The organism is Azoarcus sp. DN11 (genome assembly GCF_003628555.1).
In the GTDB taxonomy this organism is placed as follows: domain Bacteria; phylum Pseudomonadota; class Gammaproteobacteria; order Burkholderiales; family Rhodocyclaceae; genus Aromatoleum.
In genome coordinates, this window is the sequence record NZ_CP021731.1 from 1,446,992 (window position 1) to 1,464,221 (window position 17,230).

The following is a 17,230-nucleotide window of genomic DNA, read 5'->3' on the forward strand; positions in this document are numbered from 1 at the left end:
GTCAAAACCCGTAGAGATAGGTCGCGCGGAACAGGCTTCCGCTGTAGTCGATGCCGCCGTCTGCGTGGCTGCTGCGGTATTCGTAACCGATGGCGAACGTCGCCTGGCGGCCGATCTCGCGGCTCACGCCGATGCTCGCCACCCCGGTTTGCGCCCGCATCGTGTATGCGAAGGTATCGCTTCCGAATACCGGATCGGCCGCGATCGCACTGGACGCAAGGAAGATCGGCAGGTTGCGCTGTGTCGTCGACACGATCTCGCCGTGATGCCAAGTGTAGCCCACCGACACGAGGTAGCGCGGGGCGCACGCGAAGTCGGCGCCGATGCCCAAGCTGCGGCTGCCCAAGTCGAACACGTTGGCGCGTATGAACGGAACCACGCGCTCGGGCACGTGATCCGATTCGCGCCGCTCGCTGCGGACGAAGGTGCGCAGCACCAGGCGGTCGGACACGCGCTTGCTCGCCTCGGCTTCCGCCGCGTACAGCCATCCGTCGCGCAGCCGGCTGTCGTATTCGAGCCGCGCTGCGGATCCGGTCAGCGCGACCTGCGGCACGTAGGGCCCGAGGCCGAACTTCCGCCGGTAAGTCAGCGCGAGGGCCGCATTGAGGTTGTCCAGCCCATCGTAATGCCGGTACTTGGTGCCGGCGACGCTGGCCTTCACGGACAGGCTGTCGTAGTCCGTGAGCTGGAAGCGCGGCCCCGCTTCTCCGGAGACGGCGAGCGCGAGATCACCCTTGATGTCCCGCGCCAGTTGCGCGCGCGTGAGGTTGTCGTCATAGACCAGTTCGACGCCCAGCTCGTCGAGCGGGTTGGCCGATGCCTGGGTGGCGCACAGGCCGAGTGCGACACAGGCGAACCAGTCTCCGAACCTCATGTGATTTCTCCCTTGCCGCAGTGTTGTGCCGCCCTGTGCGCGAGCCAGCCTTCGAGCTGTTCGGCCGGCAGCGGCTTGCAGATGTGGTAGCCCTGCAGGTAGTCGCAGCCCATGTCGTACAGCAGCTCGCGCACTTCATCGGTCTCGACGCCTTCCGCGACGACGCTCAGCCCCATGTTGTGGGCGAGGTCGATCACCGAGCGCACGATCGTCATGTCGTCGGGGTCGCGCGCCATGTCCATCACGAAGCTCTTGTCGATCTTGAGTTCGGCCACGGGCAGGCGCTTCAACTGTGCGAGCGACGAATAGCCCGTGCCGAAGTCGTCGATCGACAGGCCGAATCCCATCTCGTGCAGCCGCGTCACGGTTTCGAGCGCGCGCGCAGGGTCGTCGACGATCGCGCTTTCCGTGATCTCCAGCAGGAACCAGTGCGGCGAGGCACCGTGGCTCGCGAGCAGTTCGGCAAAGCGCTGCGGCAGTTCGGGCCCGAGCAGGTCGCGGGCGGAAAGGTTGATCGACACCGCGAGCGTCAACCCCGCCGCGTGCCAGCGGGCTCCTTGTTCGAAGGCGCGGCCGATCACCCACTGGGTGATGTCGCGGATACAGCCGGTCTGCTCCGCGAAGGGAATGAACTGGTCGGGCGGCACGAAGCCGCGCACCGGATGCTGCCAGCGCACCAGCGCTTCCACGCCCGTGACCCCGCCGCTCGCGAGGTCGAGGCGGGGCTGGTAATACAGGACGAGTTCGTTGTTCTCGATGGCCTGGCGCAGTTCGCCGGTGAGCGACAGCCGGCCGTGGTTCTCGGTTTCCGTGTCGTAGCCGGCATCGTACAGCGCGTAGCCCATCCGCTTGCGCTTGGCCGCATACATCGCCGCATCAGCCCGGCTCATCAACACGTTCGGATCGTCGCCGTGCTCCGGGAAGGTCGCGATGCCGATGCTCCCGCCAACGTCGAGCTGCCAGCCTTCCACGACCACCGGGGCCGCGAAGGTCAGGAGGATCTTGCGCGCGGCCGCCTCGGCCATCGTCGCACCGGTGGCGGGAAGCAGCACCGCGAACTCATCGCCGCCGAGGCGCGCAGGGGTATCGGACGCCCGCTCCAGGGCCATGCGCAGGCGGTCCGCGACTTCGCACAGCAGGCGATCGCCGACATGGTGGCCGAGCGTGTCGTTGACCTCCTTGAAGCGGTTCAGGTCGATGAGCAGCACGCTCACCGGCTGCGCAAGCCGGCGGGCGATGCCCAGCGCCTGCTGCAGGCGTTCGTTGAACAGCGCGCGGTTGGGCAGGCCGGTCAGCGCATCCTGCAGCGCCATCGACTTGATCTGCTGCTCGCGCGCGGCGATCGCGAGGCGCATGCGGTTGAAACTGGCCGCGAGTTCGCCGAGTTCGTCGGAGCGTGTTTCCGGGGGGCCGTGGTCATAGTCGCCGCGCTCCATGCGGCGCGCGAACTCGGCGAGCGCCGACACCGGCCGCGAGATGCTGCGGGCGATCAGCAGGCTGCCGGCGACCGTCGCACACAGGCTGAAGGCTGCGAGCACGAGCAGGATCACGCGCAGCGCGTCGAAACGGGCGACCGCGTCGCGCAGCGAGCTTTGCAGGATCGCGACGACCGCGCCGTCGTCCTCGCGGCCGAGGACCGAGCTGGCAAGCTGGAAGTCCGCGCCAAGCAGGTTCGCCGCGACGGGCGGCACGGTGGTTCCCGCGGGCGGTCCGAGCGCGCCCAGCAGGGTGCGTGTCGCGGATGTCGGCAGCGTCGTCGCCGCAACGTTCCAGCCGCGGTCGCGCGCCCACGTGGCGAAAGAAACATCGAGCCCGGTGAGCAGGCCGAGGTCGTTCGCCAACTTGTTGTCGACGCTGAACGCCACCATCACCCACGCGACTGGAACCGGCGCCAGCACCGGCACGACGACGAGCTGGAAGGGTGCATGTTCGATCAGCGCGATCGTGGACGCAGCCCCCTTGCGTTCGGCGTCCTCGATCAGGCGCTGATACGGGAACGGCGGGTGCCCGCTGGTGCCGCCTGTCGCCGTTTCGCCCAGCACCTTCCGGTCGAGCCCGATCAGCATCATCTTCGCCGCACCGATGCGGGCGCCGTGGTTGTTCAGTGCGGACACGATCGTCGCGTGGTCGCTGCTCATCAGCGCTTGGCGCAAGCCGAAATCCGAGGCCAGCACGCTCGCGGCGGTCGTCAGCTGCTGGGTGCGATCCTCCATCACCCGAGCGAAGATCCGCCGCCCGACCTCGATTTCCTTGCGCACCGACTCGCGCGCGTTCTGGGATACCGCCCAGTTCAGCGCCACCAGGGTCACCAGCTGGATCGCCACCAGCAGCAGCGTGACGAAGACGATGACCTGGTGCGCGACGAAGCGCGTCATGCTCACGCGATCGGCGAACTGGCTGCGAATGGCCTGCCGTATCGAACACAGCACGGCGCCAACGCGCTGGGCGATGCGTGACGCGGCAGGGCAGGGCAGGTGGGCGGCCATGGCTCAGTCGCACTCCCTGTTCAGGGGCGCCGGCGTGCCTCCGGGGGGAAATCTCGACGACATGTTGCGGGCTCTCGTCATGAGGCGGACGGCGTCGCCGATGAAAGCCGAAGGGTTGAATGCGGGCATCTTTGGCTCCTGCTGTGATCGTGCCGCATCGGCCTCTCCGCGCACAGGGAAGTGTCCACGGTGTAACCAATTCTTGCGGCAAGCCTACAGGGGGTCATTGATTCGTATCAATGTGGTTTGCCGCACATCTGTGCCCCGCGGGGGGCCGTGGCGTACGATATGCCGGGCGTCCCCGAAGCCTAGATCCAGCCCAGCGCGCCGGCCGTTGCACCGACGACGATCATCCAGATCGGCGCAAGCCGCGTCTTCAACGTCGCCGTCATCGTCGCGACGATCAGCGCAAGCGCTCCCAGCCGGTGTTCCGGCGCCGCGACGAAAGGCAGGCTGAGCAGCCAGCCGGTCGCGAACACCAGCCCGATCGACACGGGCGCGAGGCCTGCGGTGAAGGCGCGCACGGCCGGCGCGTCGCGGCGCTGCGCGCCCCAGCGGCTCACGCCCAGCGACAGCAGCGTGGAAGGCAGCAGAATGCCGATCAGTGCAGCGGCCGCTCCGATCACGCCGGCGACCTGGAAGCCCAGCACCGGCACGAACAGCACGTTCGGTCCCGGTGCGGCCTGCGCCAGCGCGATCGCGGTCGTGAAGTCGGCGTCGCCGAGCCAGCCGCGCTCGGCGACGAGGAAGCGGTGCATCTCCGGCGCCGTCGACATCGCGCCGCCGATCGACAGCAGCGACAGCATCAGGAAGTGCAGGAAAAGGTCGGCCAGGTCGGATAACGGCAGGCTGCTCATCGCAGTCCCCCTTCCCGGCGCGCAATACACCAGCGCGCGACGCACCAGCCCGCCGTGCCCAGACCGATCACGACCCACGCCAGCGGCACCCGGAAGACGGTCACTGCTGCCAGGGTCGTCAGCCCGAGCAGTGCGCACAACACCGGTCCGAGTGGATTCCTGCGCAGCGTGCCCAGCATCTTCAGCGCCATCGCGAGGATCAGCCCCGCCGCGACCGCGCCCATGCCGCGCAGTGCCCCGGCGACCGCGGGAAAACTCGCAAGCTGGTTGTAGCCCGCGGCCAGCACGATCACCAGCACCAGCGGCGCGAACAGCATCCCGCTGATTGCCGCGAACGCGCCGCGCCAGCCGAAGAAGCGGTCGCCCAACATCAGCGACAGATTCACGACGTTGGGGCCGGGCAGCAGCTGCGCGACCGAGTACGCATCGACGAACTCCTCGCGTGTCATCCAGCGACGGCGGTCCACCAGTTCGCGCTGCGCAACCGCGAGCACCCCGCCGAAACCCTGTAGCGCAAGGACGGTGAAGGCGATGAACAGATGCCACGGCGATTGCGGGCGGGGATGGTCTGGCGGGGTGGTTGTCACGGTCTGTCCGTTCTTGTTGTCAGTGCAGTCCGGGCATCCGGCGCCTGCGTTCGGACGCCAGAGCTTATTCGCGCGCTCCCCGGACGTAAACCGGGATATTTTTTCCCGCACCGCAGTCAACCCACTTGCCGGAGCCGTGGGGCCGAGGTCGAGTGCCGAGAATGTCCTGATCGCGCGCCCGGCCGGGAACAGGCCAAAGTGGCATGGTCCGCCTGCTGAAGCAGTTCTCCCCATCCGGCCCCGGCGCCTCGATCCTCCCGGCCGCAATGGCCGGCAGCGCCCCGACGGCCGCTTCGCGCCCGAAGGCCCCGACCCGGACGACAAGCCAGCAACTCCCCGCGAAAGCAGAAACCCGTTCGCAGGCGTCTCACTCTAAGCAGAAAGAACACCAGCAACTCGTTTCACGAGCAAGGAGCCTGAAATGCGTACTGTCCTCCTTCTGGCGCTCGCCGCGGTGCTCGCGTCCTGCGCCACCCCCGCCGAACGTGCCGCGCAGGTCGAGCGCGATGTCGAACAGATGATCACGGTCTATGGCCCCGCGTGCGAAAGGCTCGGCTACAAGGCCGAGAACGATCAGTGGCGCGACTGCATCCTGCGGCTCAACGCACAGCAGCGCTACGAGAGCTACGCGAGCTACAGCCGGTTCCCGACGTCCACCACGTGCATCGGGCATCGCGGCTTCTTCCACTGCACCACCTTCTGACACTCCGCTGAGCGAGCCCCCGCGTGCGTGATCGCGTCGAAAAGATCGTGACTCGCCCCTTGCGGGGCAGGGGGTGCCAGCATCGAGGAGCCGGCGCGTGACCTCGCCGATGACTGCCTCCGCGCCGAGCGCCGCCGAGCCCGCCCCGGCTGATCTGTTGCACCACGCGCAGGCGCGATTCCGTACGCTCGACAGCTACCGCGCCACGCTGCGCACGCTCGCCGCAGACGGATTGCGGCAAGTGATCGCCTACGCCTACCGCAAACCGGGCTGGGTACGCCTGGAGTTCATCGAACCCCACCACGGCGCCATCCTGATCTACGACCCCGCGACGCGACGCGCGCACCTTCGTCCCTTCGGCAAAGGCCATTTCCCGACCTTCGATCTCGCCCCCGACAATCCGCTGATCCGCAGCCCCGCCGGCCACCGAATCGATCGCTCCGACGTCGGCACGTTGATCGCGAAACTGGTCGAACTCCGCGCTCAAGGCACCATGACCGATCCCGTCGACGCCACCGTTTCCGAGCGTCCCGCGCGCCACGTCGAAATCACCGGCCCCCCGGGCGCCGATGCGGACGGGGTGCGTCGCTACCCGCGTCTGGTTCGAGCGGGACACCCTGTTCCCGATCAAGGCCCAGAGTTTCGATGCCATGCTCAAGCTCATCGAAACCGTCGACATGAGCGATGCCGAACTCGACCCTGTCTTTCCTGAGCGTTTCTTCACGCTCTGAAGGGAGGAAGCATGCGACCCGCGGCCAGCAATCAATACCACCTCACCACCCTCTGGCGGCTGGGAGCGCCCCTCGAAACCGTCTGGGACGTCATCACGCACCCCGAACACTGGCCGGACTGGTGGGCCGGCGCAGAATCCGTTGTTTCGCTCGATGAAGGTGACGCCGATGGCGTCGGCGCACGCCAGCGCTACACGTGGAAGGGGAGGCTGCCGTACCGCCTGCACTTCACCAGCTGCGTCACGCGCGTCGAACGTCATCGCCTCCTCGAAGCACAGGTCGCGGGCGAGGTCGAAGGCATCGGCCGCTGGTACTTCGCCTGTCAGGACGGCATCACGATCCTGCGCTACGAATGGCTCGTCCGGACCAACCCCCTGTGGATGAAGCTCCTCGCCCCGCTGGCTCGCCCCGTGTTCTGCTGGAACCACGACGCCCTCATGCGCGCGGGCGGCATAGGGCTCGCCCGCCATCTCCGCGCGCCGCTGGATTGTCACGAGCACGAGCCTTCATGAACCTGCGGCAAGAGATCACCGCCACGGTCGCCGCCGCGTTCGTCGCCGGCACGGCCGCCACCTTCGTCCAGATGCTGCTGTGGTGGATCGACGGCACCCCCGTCGTCGGCACGCTCCTGCGCGATGCCCGACTGACCGCCGCGGTCGTCATGGGGCCGCCCGCGCTGAAGCTGGATCAGGGCTGGCACTGGGACGTCCTCGCGTGGGCCACTGCCATCCACTTCACCCTGTCGATCATCTACGCGCTGATCGCCTGGCCCGTCGCCCGCAGCATGGCCGCCCCCGCCGCCATCGGCCTCGGCGCCCTCTACGGCGCAGCGATCTACGTGATCAACCTCCACGGCTTCACCCACGTCTTTCCCTGGTTCGACGTCTCCCGCGGATGGGTGACCATCCTCACCCACCTCGTGTTCGGCGCATCACTGTTTGCGAGCTGTGCCGCCCTCGCGCGTCGGCCGAATCGTCCCCACTGATTCGATTCGGCGAATGCACGCGTTTCGAGAATTACGCGGGCGGGTCGGGTTTTTATCAGAGCGAATGAATTGCGGTTTTATTTCCGGGGGCGCTTGACGGTTTTTCTGAGGTGTATATAATTCGCGCCTCTTCAGCGCTGCGGCGGATTTCGGCGGCGGCGGTGGGGGCAGGAAAGAGGTGGGCAGGGCGGCGGCGGGTTTAAAAAAGTTTGCTGCGATGCTTGACGAAGTTGAGGTAGTTTGTCAAAATCTCTTTCTCGCTGCTTCTGCAGCGGTTCTTTAAAAAATTGGACAACCGATAAGTGTGGGTGCTTGGTTGGCGCGGCTGAGAACTGCTTCGGCGGTTTTAATGTTGCAAAGATTGAGTGCTCAGATGTAAGTCAGTAATGATTTCTTTGAGTGCTTTGTTGGATTGAACTTAAGAGTTTGATCCTGGCTCAGATTGAACGCTGGCGGCATGCTTTACACATGCAAGTCGAACGGCAGCGGGGGCTTCGGCCTGCCGGCGAGTGGCGAACGGGTGAGTAATGCATCGGAACGTGCCCAGTCATGGGGGATAACTACGCGAAAGCGTAGCTAATACCGCATACGCCCTGAGGGGGAAAGCGGGGGATCGCAAGACCTCGCGTGATTGGAGCGGCCGATGTCGGATTAGCTAGTTGGTGGGGTAAAGGCCTACCAAGGCGACGATCCGTAGCGGGTCTGAGAGGATGATCCGCCACACTGGGACTGAGACACGGCCCAGACTCCTACGGGAGGCAGCAGTGGGGAATTTTGGACAATGGGGGCAACCCTGATCCAGCCATGCCGCGTGAGTGAAGAAGGCCTTCGGGTTGTAAAGCTCTTTCAGACGGAAAGAAAACGCTTCCCCTAATACGGGAGGTGGATGACGGTACTGTCAGAAGAAGCACCGGCTAACTACGTGCCAGCAGCCGCGGTAATACGTAGGGTGCGAGCGTTAATCGGAATTACTGGGCGTAAAGCGTGCGCAGGCGGTTGTGTAAGACAGGTGTGAAATCCCCGGGCTTAACCTGGGAACTGCGCTTGTGACTGCACGGCTAGAGTACGGCAGAGGGGGGTGGAATTCCACGTGTAGCAGTGAAATGCGTAGATATGTGGAGGAACACCGATGGCGAAGGCAGCCCCCTGGGCCGATACTGACGCTCATGCACGAAAGCGTGGGGAGCAAACAGGATTAGATACCCTGGTAGTCCACGCCCTAAACGATGTCGACTAGTCGTTCGGAGAGGTAACTCACTGAGTGACGCAGCTAACGCGTGAAGTCGACCGCCTGGGGAGTACGGCCGCAAGGTTAAAACTCAAAGGAATTGACGGGGACCCGCACAAGCGGTGGATGATGTGGATTAATTCGATGCAACGCGAAAAACCTTACCTACCCTTGACATGCCTGGAATCCTGCAGAGATGCGGGAGTGCCTTCGGGAGCCAGGACACAGGTGCTGCATGGCTGTCGTCAGCTCGTGTCGTGAGATGTTGGGTTAAGTCCCGCAACGAGCGCAACCCTTGTCGCTAATTGCCATCATTAAGTTGGGCACTTTAGCGAGACTGCCGGTGACAAACCGGAGGAAGGTGGGGATGACGTCAAGTCCTCATGGCCCTTATGGGTAGGGCTTCACACGTCATACAATGGTCGGTACAGAGGGCTGCCAAAGCGCGAGCTGGAGCCAATCCCTTAAAGCCGATCGTAGTCCGGATCGTAGTCTGCAACTCGACTACGTGAAGTCGGAATCGCTAGTAATCGCAGATCAGCATGCTGCGGTGAATACGTTCCCGGGTCTTGTACACACCGCCCGTCACACCATGGGAGTGGGTTTCACCAGAAGTAGGTAGCTTAACCTTCGGGAGGGCGCTTACCACGGTGAGATTCATGACTGGGGTGAAGTCGTAACAAGGTAGCCGTATCGGAAGGTGCGGCTGGATCACCTCCTTTCAAGAGACAGGCCGTGTTGGCCAAGTATCCACAACTTATCGGTTGTTCAGGCAAGAGCCTCGAGTTTGACGAGAGGGTCTGTAGCTCAGCTGGTTAGAGCACCGTCTTGATAAGGCGGGGGTCGTTGGTTCGAACCCAACCAGACCCACCACCGAGACGAGAGGGGGATTAGCTCAGCTGGGAGAGCACCTGCTTTGCAAGCAGGGGGTCGTCGGTTCGATCCCGTCATCCTCCACCACCCGTTGGGTGGGCTCGGCTAGGTGGCTCGACGAAGGGTTAAGCCGTGTGCACGGGATGTGTGCAGGGCTTAGGCCTTGGTGCCAGTGTTCTTTAACAAAGTGGAAGAAGTAAAGTGTGCGGCAGCCGGTCGAAAGGCGGGTTGCTGCATGGGTTGGTGTGATTGCATTTTTGCGTTCATCGGCGCTTTGAACCAGCGGCCGGTGGATGCGCACAAGCGTGAGTTCGTCTGTAGCGGTTGAACCCTGGCGACAGGGTCCAGCGTTATAGGATCAAGCGACTAAGTGCATGTGGTGGATGCCTTGGCGATCACAGGCGATGAAGGACGTGCAAGCCTGCGAAAAGCGGGGGGGAGCTGGCAATGGAGCTTTGATCCCCCGATGTCCGAATGGGGAAACCCACTCCTTCGGGAGTATCCCGCGCTGAATACATAGGCGTGTGGAAGCGAACGCGGCGAACTGAAACATCTAAGTAGCCGCAGGAACAGAAATCAACCGAGATTCCCCAAGTAGTGGCGAGCGAACGGGGAAGAGCCTGCACGACTAAACCATCGATTTAGCAGAACGGTCTGGAAAGTCCGACAATACAGGGTGATAGTCCCGTATGCGAAAAATGGGTGGCGGGTCTGAGCGTGCGACAAGTAGGGCGGGACACGTGTAATCCTGTCTGAAGATGGGGGGACCATCCTCCAAGGCTAAATACTCGTGATCGACCGATAGTGAACCAGTACCGTGAGGGAAAGGCGAAAAGAACCCCGGGAGGGGAGTGAAATAGATCCTGAAACCGCATGCATACAAACAGTGGGAGCCTCGCAAGGGGTGACTGCGTACCTTTTGTATAATGGGTCAGCGACTTACGTTCAGTAGCGAGCTTAACCGAATAGGGGAGGCGTAGGGAAACCGAGTCTGATAAGGGCGACATAGTTGCTGGGCGTAGACCCGAAACCGGATGATCTATCCATGGCCAGGATGAAGGTGCCGTAACAGGTACTGGAGGTCCGAACCCACTAATGTTGAAAAATTAGGGGATGAGCTGTGGATAGGGGTGAAAGGCTAAACAAATCCGGAAATAGCTGGTTCTCCCCGAAAACTATTTAGGTAGTGCGTCGTACGGACACTTGCGGGGGTAGAGCACTGTAATCGTTGGGGGGGTCACTGCGATCTACCCCGCGATAGCAAACTCCGAATACCGCAAAGTGATATACGGCAGACAGTCCTGGGGTGCTAACGTCCTGGGACAAGAGGGAAACAACCCAGACCGCCAGCTAAGGTCCCAAATACATGGCTAAGTGGGAAACGAAGTGGGAAGGCATAGACAGCTAGGAGGTTGGCTTAGAAGCAGCCACCCTTTAAAGAAAGCGTAATAGCTCACTAGTCGAGTCGTCCTGCGCGGAAGATGTAACGGGGCTCAAGCCATGAACCGAAGCTGCGGATCTCGCAAGAGATGGTAGGGGAGCGTTCCGTAAGCCTGCGAAGGTGTCTCGAGAGGGATGCTGGAGGTATCGGAAGTGCGAATGCTGACATGAGTAGCGATAAAGGGTGTGAAAAGCACCCTCGCCGAAAGCCCAAGGTTTCCTGCGCAACGTTCATCGACGCAGGGTGAGTCGGCCCCTAAGGCGAGGCAGAAATGCGTAGTCGATGGGAAACAGGTCAATATTCCTGTACCGATTTTAGATGCGATGGGGGGACGGAGAAGGTTAGGTCAGCCGGGTGTTGGACGTCCCGGTTTAAGCGTGTAGGCGTGCCCCGTAGGCAAATCCGCGGGGCTGAGCCAAGGCGTGATGACGAGGTCTCTTTGAGACCGAAGTGATTGATACCATGCTTCCAGGAAAAGCCTCTAAGCTTCAGTCTAAGATCGACCGTACCGCAAACCGACACAGGTGGGCAGGATGAAAATTCTAAGGCGCTTGAGAGAACTCAGGAGAAGGAACTCGGCAAATTGATACCGTAACTTCGGGAGAAGGTATGCCCCAGTAGCTTGTAGGAGTACATCCGAAGGGCGAAGGGGCCGCAGAGAATCGGTGGCTGCGACTGTTTATTAAAAACACAGCACTCTGCAAACACGAAAGTGGACGTATAGGGTGTGACGCCTGCCCGGTGCCGGAAGGTTAAGTGATGGGGTGCAAGCTCTTGATCGAAGCCCCGGTAAACGGCGGCCGTAACTATAACGGTCCTAAGGTAGCGAAATTCCTTGTCGGGTAAGTTCCGACCTGCACGAATGGCGTAACGATGGCCACACTGTCTCCTCCTGAGACTCAGCGAAGTTGAAATGTTTGTGAAGATGCAATCTCCCCGCGGCTAGACGGAAAGACCCCATGAACCTTTACTGTAGCTTTGCATTGGACTTTGACGGGACTTGTGTAGGATAGGTGGGAGGCTTTGAAGCGGTGACGCCAGTCGCCGTGGAGCCAACCTTGAAATACCACCCTGGTGTCGTTGAGGTTCTAACCTGGGCCCGTGAATCCGGGTCGGGGACCGTGCATGGCAGGCAGTTTGACTGGGGCGGTCTCCTCCCAAAAGGTAACGGAGGAGTACGAAGGTCGCCTAGGTACGGTCGGACATCGTACTGATAGTGCAATGGCAAAAGGCGGCTTGACTGCGAGACCAACATGTCGAGCAGGTGCGAAAGCAGGTCATAGTGATCCGGTGGTTCTGTATGGAAGGGCCATCGCTCAACGGATAAAAGGTACTCTGGGGATAACAGGCTGATTCCGCCCAAGAGTTCACATCGACGGCGGAGTTTGGCACCTCGATGTCGGCTCATCACATCCTGGGGCTGTAGCCGGTCCCAAGGGTATGGCTGTTCGCCATTTAAAGTGGTACGTGAGCTGGGTTTAAAACGTCGTGAGACAGTTTGGTCCCTATCTGCCGTGGGCGCTGGAAGTTTGAGAGGACCTGCTCCTAGTACGAGAGGACCGGAGTGGACGTACCCCTGGTGTACCGGTTGTGACGCCAGTCGCATCGCCGGGTAGCTAAGTACGGAAGAGATAACCGCTGAAAGCATCTAAGCGGGAAACTCGCCTCAAGATGAGACTTCCCCGGGGCCTCGAGCCCCCTGAAGGGTCGTTGAAGACCACAACGTTGATAGGTCGGGTGTGGAAGCGCAGTAATGCGTTAAGCTAACCGATACTAATTGCCCGTGAGGCTTGATCCTATAACCCTGGATCGCTCAACAAACTCACACACAACGCATCACACCAACAAACCAACACTTTACTTCCCCCCTTTGTTACCCCTTACAGTCTGACGACCATAGCGTCCCGGAACCACTCCTTCCCATCCCGAACAGGACAGTGAAACAGGATCGCGCCGATGATAGTGCTCTACGTGAGTGCGAAAGTAGGTCATCGTCAGACTACCCAATCAAAAAAGCCGCTCTCCTAAACCAGGATGAGCGGCTTTTTTACGTCAACCGTGGACATTCCGTTTCCATGCAGATTTGTTGTATGTTGCTGGCAACAGGCAGCGTGCTGTCTGGGGCGTCCGATCCGTGTGAAGTGTTCGTTTCGCAATTCGCTGCGTGACACCATTCAAGGGAGATAAAACATGCATCGCATCCGATCGCGCAAGGCAGCGGTGTGCGCCGCGCTTTGTGCCGGCATCATGGTTTTTGGCGTCGCCTATGCTGAAAAACCCGATCACGCTGGTGGCGGAGGTTGGCAGCGGGAGAACGGACATGGTGGAAAGGGCGGGCAGCACAAACGCGACCGTGACGAGGGCGGGGATGCGGATCGGGACAGTCGTGATCGCGGTGCGCGCCTGGGGGATGAAGGTTCGCAGCGGGTGGTGAGCCGGTTCGAGCAACGTGATCGGACGGTCATCCGCGAATACTTCACGCGCGAGGGCGGTTCGGGGAGGTGTCCTCCGGGGTTGGCGAAAAAGGGAAACGGGTGCATGCCGCCCGGGCAGGCGAGAAAGTGGGCGGTGGGGCGTGCGTTGCCGCGCGATGTCGCGTATTACGATCTGCCGCCGGCGCTCACGGTCGAACTCGGGGTGCCTCCGGCGGGGCACAAGTTCGTTCGCGTCGCAGGCGATATCCTGATGATTGCGGTCGGCACTGGCATGGTTGTCGATGCCATCCAGGACCTGGGCGGAATGTGACTGCGAAGGTGCTCTGGGCCAGCCGGTGATCGGCAGTCAGGCGTGGGGGCAAGGGTATTGACTGAAGAGATGCTCGTCGGGACAATGGTGAACGATTCGGCCATGACGATGCAATTGCGATCGTCGGAACACGGTGCGAGCTTGCTCAATTCCGTGGCGGGCCCGCCGCTGTAACCGGGGACGAATGTCGCCAGGGTGACGGAACGATTCCGGGCATCCGGCCACTGTCGTGGAGTACCACGATGGGAAGGCGCGACAGGCAGGTTGATCCGGAAGCCAGAAGACGTGCCGTAATCGACTGTTTTGTAGCTGGAACCAATGGCAAGGGTTTCGCTGTCCGCACTTGGCAGTGCGGCAGCGGAGCCCTTTTTGTTTTTGTGTTTGGACAAACAGGAGAATCGGATGCCTTCGACTGATATCAAGCAAGAGTTCGCAAAGAACGCCGCCCCCGCCGCTGCAAGCGGCGCGCTCCCGGTGCACAGGCCCGCGATCATCGCGACGCGCAAGCGTTGCGAGGCGGATGGGGTGGGTTTGTCTCACTACGTTCTGATGGATCGCAGGGAGAAGCGATGAGCGGCTCGGCTTTGATGAGCAACGCCCCCTCTGCGGGGCGTTATGCCAATCTCGGCAATGGCGCGAGCCTGATTCCGTTCGACATCGGACATGACGACTATATGGCCTTGAGCGACCCGGACAGTGCGTTCTGGGCGCTCGTTCGCAAGGACAAGCTCGCGGACACGCTGACCGATAGTGCCTTGATGTTGAACTATCAGGCAAAGGCAAAGGATTTCGCGCGCGAGTTGCATGCGCTGCGTTTCGAGCTGAAGCCCTCGGCCGTTTATGTCAATCCGACGGAGCGGTGCAACCTGAACTGCACGTATTGCTACATTCCGGAGGGAATGCGCCGCGGTGGGCAGCACATGGACGCCGACCGGTTGGTGGACGCGCTGGGGCGGCTACGGTCCTACTTTTCGACGGTGCTTCCCGACGGGCGCAAGCCGCGCGTGATTTTTCACGGTGCCGAGCCGTTGATGAATCGGGCCGCCTTGTTCGCCGCGATCGATGCGTTCAAGGATGATTACGTGTTCGGGGTGCAAACGAACGCGACGCTGCTCGATGACGAGGCGATCGGGTTTCTCGCCGATCGGCAGGTGAGCATCGGCCTGTCGCTCGACGGGCCGCTGGCCGAGACGACCGATGCGACCCGCCTGACCTTCGGCGGCAAGAGTGTGCACGACAAGGTGCTCCGGGCGATGGAGGCGCTGCGGGGGTATTCGGCGTGGAGCGTGATCGCGACGTGCACGGAGAAGAACCTCGATCAACTCGTGCCGCTGGTGGAGCTGTTCCATGCCCGCGAAGTGCCGACCTGCATGCTGAATGCAGTGCGTTGCACCTTGCCGGGAGCGCGTACGGTGCGACCGGATGATGACTCGCTGGCGCGTGCCTTCATCGCAGCGGTGGAACGAACGCATGCGCTGTATCGCGAGACGGGGCGGAAGATGGTGGTCGCGAACTTTGCGAACATTCTGCTGGCGATCCTTGCACCGACCGCACGCCGGCTGATGTGCGATATCTCGCCGTGCGGTGGGGGGCGCGCGTTCTTCGCCCTGGCGCCCGACGGGGGGCTCTTCCCGTGCAGCGAGTTCATCGGCCTGGATGCGTTCCGCGGGGGCAACCTGTTCACCGACCGCATCGAGGATGTGCTGGAGAGCGAGGCATTCCGGAAGGTGACGGGACGGAACGTCGACCGTATCGATCCCTGCAAGGGGTGCGCGATCCGGCATTTCTGCGGCTCGCCGTGCCCGGCCGAGGCGCACGAGATGAACGGCGGGATGGACCGCGTCGGGGCGTTCTGCGGCTTCTACGAGGAGCAGACGCGCTATGCTTTTCGCTTGATCGCCGACGGGAAGGCGAACGACTTCCTTTGGGATGGCTGGGATGCCGAGGTAGAGAGCAGTTTCGACTTCGTGCTGCCCTGAGCCAGTCATCAGCGGCTGTGATTGCGCGCGGGCCCGCCCGGGAGAGTTCCCGGGCGGGCCTTTTAGTTCATGCGCTGCCGAGGTGGCGGCCGCCTCCGCCGGGGCGGGCGTTGCCGGCGGAATCGTAGAGTTGTGGCTGCCTGGATGCGTCGAGAAGGATCGACATCGCGGCCTGGTTATGCTGGAGACGCTCGGTGATGAGCTTGCCGTTGAGGTCGTTGCGGGCCCGCGCGTCGCATGCGAGTGCGTGGATTTCGTCCCAGCGCCTGAGGGTGTCGGGGAGCGGTTGGCAGACTTCGCGGATCGCGGTGTCGGAGTTCGGGCGACGAAGCCGGCCGAGCAGCAGGGCGCGGTCGCTGTGGATGCGCTGCAACTGGTGGAAGCGCTCCGTTTTTTCGCGCGTGAGAACGAGCAGACCGTCGGCGTCGCCGGCGATGAGCAGGGATTCCTCGCGCTCGAGTAGCGCGAGGAATCCGCGCAGCAGCACGGCTTCGCTGTCGATCAGCTGGACGAGTCGCTGAAGTTCGGGCTGCAGGCTCACGGAGCTTATTATTTCTGCGTGTCGAGCATCTGGCGAACGCTTTCGATCAGGCCGTCGGCGATGCGGTTGGCGTCGATCTTGAAGCGCCCTTCGCTGATGGCCTGACGGATTTCATCGACACGGCGGTGGTCGACCTCGGGAGTCGAGGCAATCACCGCTTCGGCCTTGTTGAGGCTGGACGAGAGCGACGACAGTTCGACTTTCTCTTCGGTCGAGGAGCTGCTCGCAAGCGTCGTGCTCGCGGCGGGGCGTTTCTCACGGGCGCCGCTCGCCGGGGCGGCCCCTGGCGATTTGAGTGATCCTTCGATTTTCATGGCGCTACTCCCATTAAGCGGTCTCTGACCGTATCAACGACCGCCCGAGGGAAAACTTTAGGCGTTTTTTTGCCGACGTGCGAGCGCTCAGAAATCGAGCTCCACGGTGCCATCGGTGCGTGCCTTGCCCGAGACGACTTGTCCGTTATTCAAGCGGATCCGGACCGGTTCGCCGGCGGCGGCGGCGTTCAGGGCGCGGCCTTCGCTGGTGACGGTGAATCCGCTGCCGGCGCCGACGATCTTGACATTCTGGCCCTGGCGTACGGTTTGCGGGAGGCGGAGCATGTCGGCGCGCAGGGGGTTGCCGGCGGCGATCGTGTAGCGCGCGTTATGGCCGACGGCCTGGGTCATGTCCGTCAGCGTGTTGGGGGCCTCGCCGGCGAGATCGCCGGTGCGTCGTTCGAGGTCCGCGGGCGAGATGATCTGGCCCGCGCGGATGGGGCGCGCGGTGACGAGGTACTCGCCGACGACGGAAACCTGGGCGGGGACATAGACGGTCCAGTTGACGGGCGATTCGCAACGCACGCCGACGTTGATCCGGCCCCACGCACGCGTGCCGGGCGGGAGAAAGGGCGTGAGCTCGGCGCACGGCGGGAGCTGGTTCTGCGGGTCGAGACCCTCGACCGTGACGCCGATTTTCCCCGGCAGGCCGGACGTCTGCTGGCCGAGAAAGGTCATCACGACCTGCCGAACCGGTTGCAGGGGCTGCTGCGCGCTGGCGTTCCCGCCCGCGAGCGTGAGGCCCAGGGTGAGCGGCAGGAATACGGCGGCATGGCGGAAGGATGGGGACATGAGAAGAGGCGCGGGCATGGCGCGCATTGCACCATGCGGCAGGCCGCTCGGCAACCGGCAAGATTTTCCGTGGCGCTTGCCGGGTGATGCCGGA

General features: G+C 62.7%; 14 protein-coding genes, 2 tRNA genes, 3 rRNA genes and 1 riboswitch. Of the genes, 12 read left to right on the forward strand and 7 right to left on the reverse strand.

Annotated elements, in window-relative coordinates; translation table 11 throughout:
* Position 1: 1 nt before the first annotated feature.
* The 4 genes from CDA09_RS06620 to CDA09_RS06635 form a co-directional block, all read right to left on the reverse strand.
* On the reverse strand, positions 2 to 874 hold the full coding sequence (locus tag CDA09_RS06620; RefSeq protein WP_121427905.1) for a hypothetical protein: 873 nt from the start codon (positions 872 to 874) through the stop codon (positions 2 to 4).
* Positions 871 to 3,360, reverse strand: coding sequence for a bifunctional diguanylate cyclase/phosphodiesterase (locus CDA09_RS06625; protein ID WP_286164395.1), 2,490 nt, complete (start codon positions 3,358 to 3,360; stop codon positions 871 to 873). Before CDA09_RS06625 ends, CDA09_RS06620 begins: the two co-directional genes overlap by 4 nt.
* Positions 3,361 to 3,668: 308 nt before the next feature.
* Positions 3,669 to 4,217, reverse strand: coding sequence for a chromate transporter (locus CDA09_RS06630; RefSeq protein ID WP_121427906.1), 549 nt, complete (start codon positions 4,215 to 4,217; stop codon positions 3,669 to 3,671).
* Complete coding sequence (locus tag CDA09_RS06635; protein ID WP_121427907.1) at positions 4,214 to 4,804, reverse strand: chromate transporter; 591 nt, start codon at positions 4,802 to 4,804, stop codon at positions 4,214 to 4,216. The genes CDA09_RS06630 and CDA09_RS06635 overlap by 4 nt, the downstream gene beginning before the upstream one ends.
* A gap of 421 nt (positions 4,805 to 5,225) precedes the next feature.
* Between CDA09_RS06635 and CDA09_RS06640 the strand changes: the two genes are divergently transcribed.
* The 12 genes from CDA09_RS06640 to cbpB all read left to right on the forward strand — a co-directional run bounded on the left by CDA09_RS06640 (position 5,226) and on the right by cbpB (position 15,489).
* Entirely contained in the window at positions 5,226 to 5,507 is a 282-nt protein-coding gene (locus tag CDA09_RS06640) for a hypothetical protein (RefSeq protein WP_121427908.1), read from the forward strand.
* Positions 5,508 to 5,604: 97 nt separating this feature from the next.
* Positions 5,605 to 6,219, forward strand: coding sequence for a hypothetical protein (locus tag CDA09_RS06645; RefSeq protein WP_286164396.1), 615 nt, complete (start codon positions 5,605 to 5,607; stop codon positions 6,217 to 6,219).
* 30 nt (positions 6,220 to 6,249) lie between these two features.
* Entirely contained in the window at positions 6,250 to 6,750 is a 501-nt protein-coding gene (locus CDA09_RS06650; RefSeq protein ID WP_121427909.1) for an SRPBCC family protein, read from the forward strand.
* Positions 6,747 to 7,223: a hypothetical protein gene (locus tag CDA09_RS06655; protein ID WP_121427910.1), complete on the forward strand. Its 477-nt coding sequence runs from the start codon at positions 6,747 to 6,749 to the stop codon at positions 7,221 to 7,223. Before CDA09_RS06650 ends, CDA09_RS06655 begins: the two co-directional genes overlap by 4 nt.
* A 414-nt stretch (positions 7,224 to 7,637) precedes the next feature.
* Positions 7,638 to 9,173: ribosomal RNA gene (locus CDA09_RS06660) — 16S ribosomal RNA — on the forward strand.
* Between the two features lie 74 nt (positions 9,174 to 9,247).
* Positions 9,248 to 9,324, forward strand: a tRNA-Ile gene (locus CDA09_RS06665).
* 11 nt (positions 9,325 to 9,335) lie between these two features.
* A tRNA-Ala gene (locus CDA09_RS06670) sits at positions 9,336 to 9,411 on the forward strand.
* A gap of 269 nt (positions 9,412 to 9,680) precedes the next feature.
* A 23S ribosomal RNA gene (locus CDA09_RS06675) occupies positions 9,681 to 12,563 on the forward strand.
* Between the two features lie 88 nt (positions 12,564 to 12,651).
* A 5S ribosomal RNA gene (rrf, locus tag CDA09_RS06680) occupies positions 12,652 to 12,765 on the forward strand.
* Together the 16S, 23S and 5S rRNA genes with 2 tRNA genes alongside form the textbook arrangement of a ribosomal RNA operon.
* Positions 12,766 to 12,955: 190 nt before the next feature.
* On the forward strand, positions 12,956 to 13,510 hold the full coding sequence (locus CDA09_RS06685; protein ID WP_286164397.1) for a hypothetical protein: 555 nt from the start codon (positions 12,956 to 12,958) through the stop codon (positions 13,508 to 13,510).
* Positions 13,511 to 13,599: 89 nt separating this feature from the next.
* Positions 13,600 to 13,817: riboswitch (cobalamin riboswitch) on the forward strand.
* Positions 13,818 to 13,912: 95 nt separating this feature from the next.
* A complete protein-coding gene (gene cbpA / locus CDA09_RS06690) occupies positions 13,913 to 14,083 on the forward strand; it encodes a modified peptide precursor CbpA (RefSeq protein WP_121427911.1) in 171 nt (56 codons plus the stop codon).
* Entirely contained in the window at positions 14,080 to 15,489 is a 1,410-nt protein-coding gene (gene cbpB, locus CDA09_RS06695; RefSeq protein ID WP_174718418.1) for a peptide-modifying radical SAM enzyme CbpB, read from the forward strand. Before cbpA ends, cbpB begins: the two co-directional genes overlap by 4 nt.
* 67 nt (positions 15,490 to 15,556) lie before the next feature.
* On the opposite strand, the gene CDA09_RS06700 is transcribed toward cbpB, so the two are convergent.
* From CDA09_RS06700 to flgA, 3 genes are all read right to left on the reverse strand, one after another.
* Complete coding sequence (locus CDA09_RS06700) at positions 15,557 to 16,030, reverse strand: flagella synthesis protein FlgN (protein ID WP_121427912.1); 474 nt, start codon at positions 16,028 to 16,030, stop codon at positions 15,557 to 15,559.
* 8 nt (positions 16,031 to 16,038) lie between these two features.
* A complete protein-coding gene (gene flgM / locus CDA09_RS06705) occupies positions 16,039 to 16,344 on the reverse strand; it encodes a flagellar biosynthesis anti-sigma factor FlgM (protein ID WP_121427913.1) in 306 nt (101 codons plus the stop codon).
* A gap of 87 nt (positions 16,345 to 16,431) precedes the next feature.
* Positions 16,432 to 17,136 carry a flagellar basal body P-ring formation chaperone FlgA gene (flgA, locus tag CDA09_RS06710; protein ID WP_286164398.1) on the reverse strand — a complete coding sequence of 235 codons (705 nt, stop codon included), beginning with the start codon at positions 17,134 to 17,136 and terminating at the stop codon, positions 16,432 to 16,434.
* Positions 17,137 to 17,230: the final 94 nt, after the last annotated feature.

What these genes read in the sequence shown, in the direction of transcription:
- CDA09_RS06650 (WP_121427909.1), top strand. Translation starts at nt 6,250, where the DNA reads ATGCGACCCGCGGCCAGCAATCAATACCACCTCACCACCCTCTGGCGG.
- CDA09_RS06685 (WP_286164397.1), top strand. Translation starts at nt 12,956, where the DNA reads ATGCATCGCATCCGATCGCGCAAGGCAGCGGTGTGCGCCGCGCTTTGT.
- CDA09_RS06655 (WP_121427910.1), top strand. Translation starts at nt 6,747, where the DNA reads ATGAACCTGCGGCAAGAGATCACCGCCACGGTCGCCGCCGCGTTCGTC.
- CDA09_RS06620 (WP_121427905.1), bottom strand. Translation starts at nt 874, where the DNA reads ATGAGGTTCGGAGACTGGTTCGCCTGTGTCGCACTCGGCCTGTGCGCC.
- CDA09_RS06630 (WP_121427906.1), bottom strand. Translation starts at nt 4,217, where the DNA reads ATGAGCAGCCTGCCGTTATCCGACCTGGCCGACCTTTTCCTGCACTTC.
- CDA09_RS06625 (WP_286164395.1), bottom strand. Translation starts at nt 3,360, where the DNA reads ATGGCCGCCCACCTGCCCTGCCCTGCCGCGTCACGCATCGCCCAGCGC.
- flgA (WP_286164398.1), bottom strand. Translation starts at nt 17,136, where the DNA reads ATGTCCCCATCCTTCCGCCATGCCGCCGTATTCCTGCCGCTCACCCTG.
- CDA09_RS06640 (WP_121427908.1), top strand. Translation starts at nt 5,226, where the DNA reads ATGCGTACTGTCCTCCTTCTGGCGCTCGCCGCGGTGCTCGCGTCCTGC.
- cbpB (WP_174718418.1), top strand. Translation starts at nt 14,080, where the DNA reads ATGAGCGGCTCGGCTTTGATGAGCAACGCCCCCTCTGCGGGGCGTTAT.
- flgM (WP_121427913.1), bottom strand. Translation starts at nt 16,344, where the DNA reads ATGAAAATCGAAGGATCACTCAAATCGCCAGGGGCCGCCCCGGCGAGC.
- cbpA (WP_121427911.1), top strand. Translation starts at nt 13,913, where the DNA reads ATGCCTTCGACTGATATCAAGCAAGAGTTCGCAAAGAACGCCGCCCCC.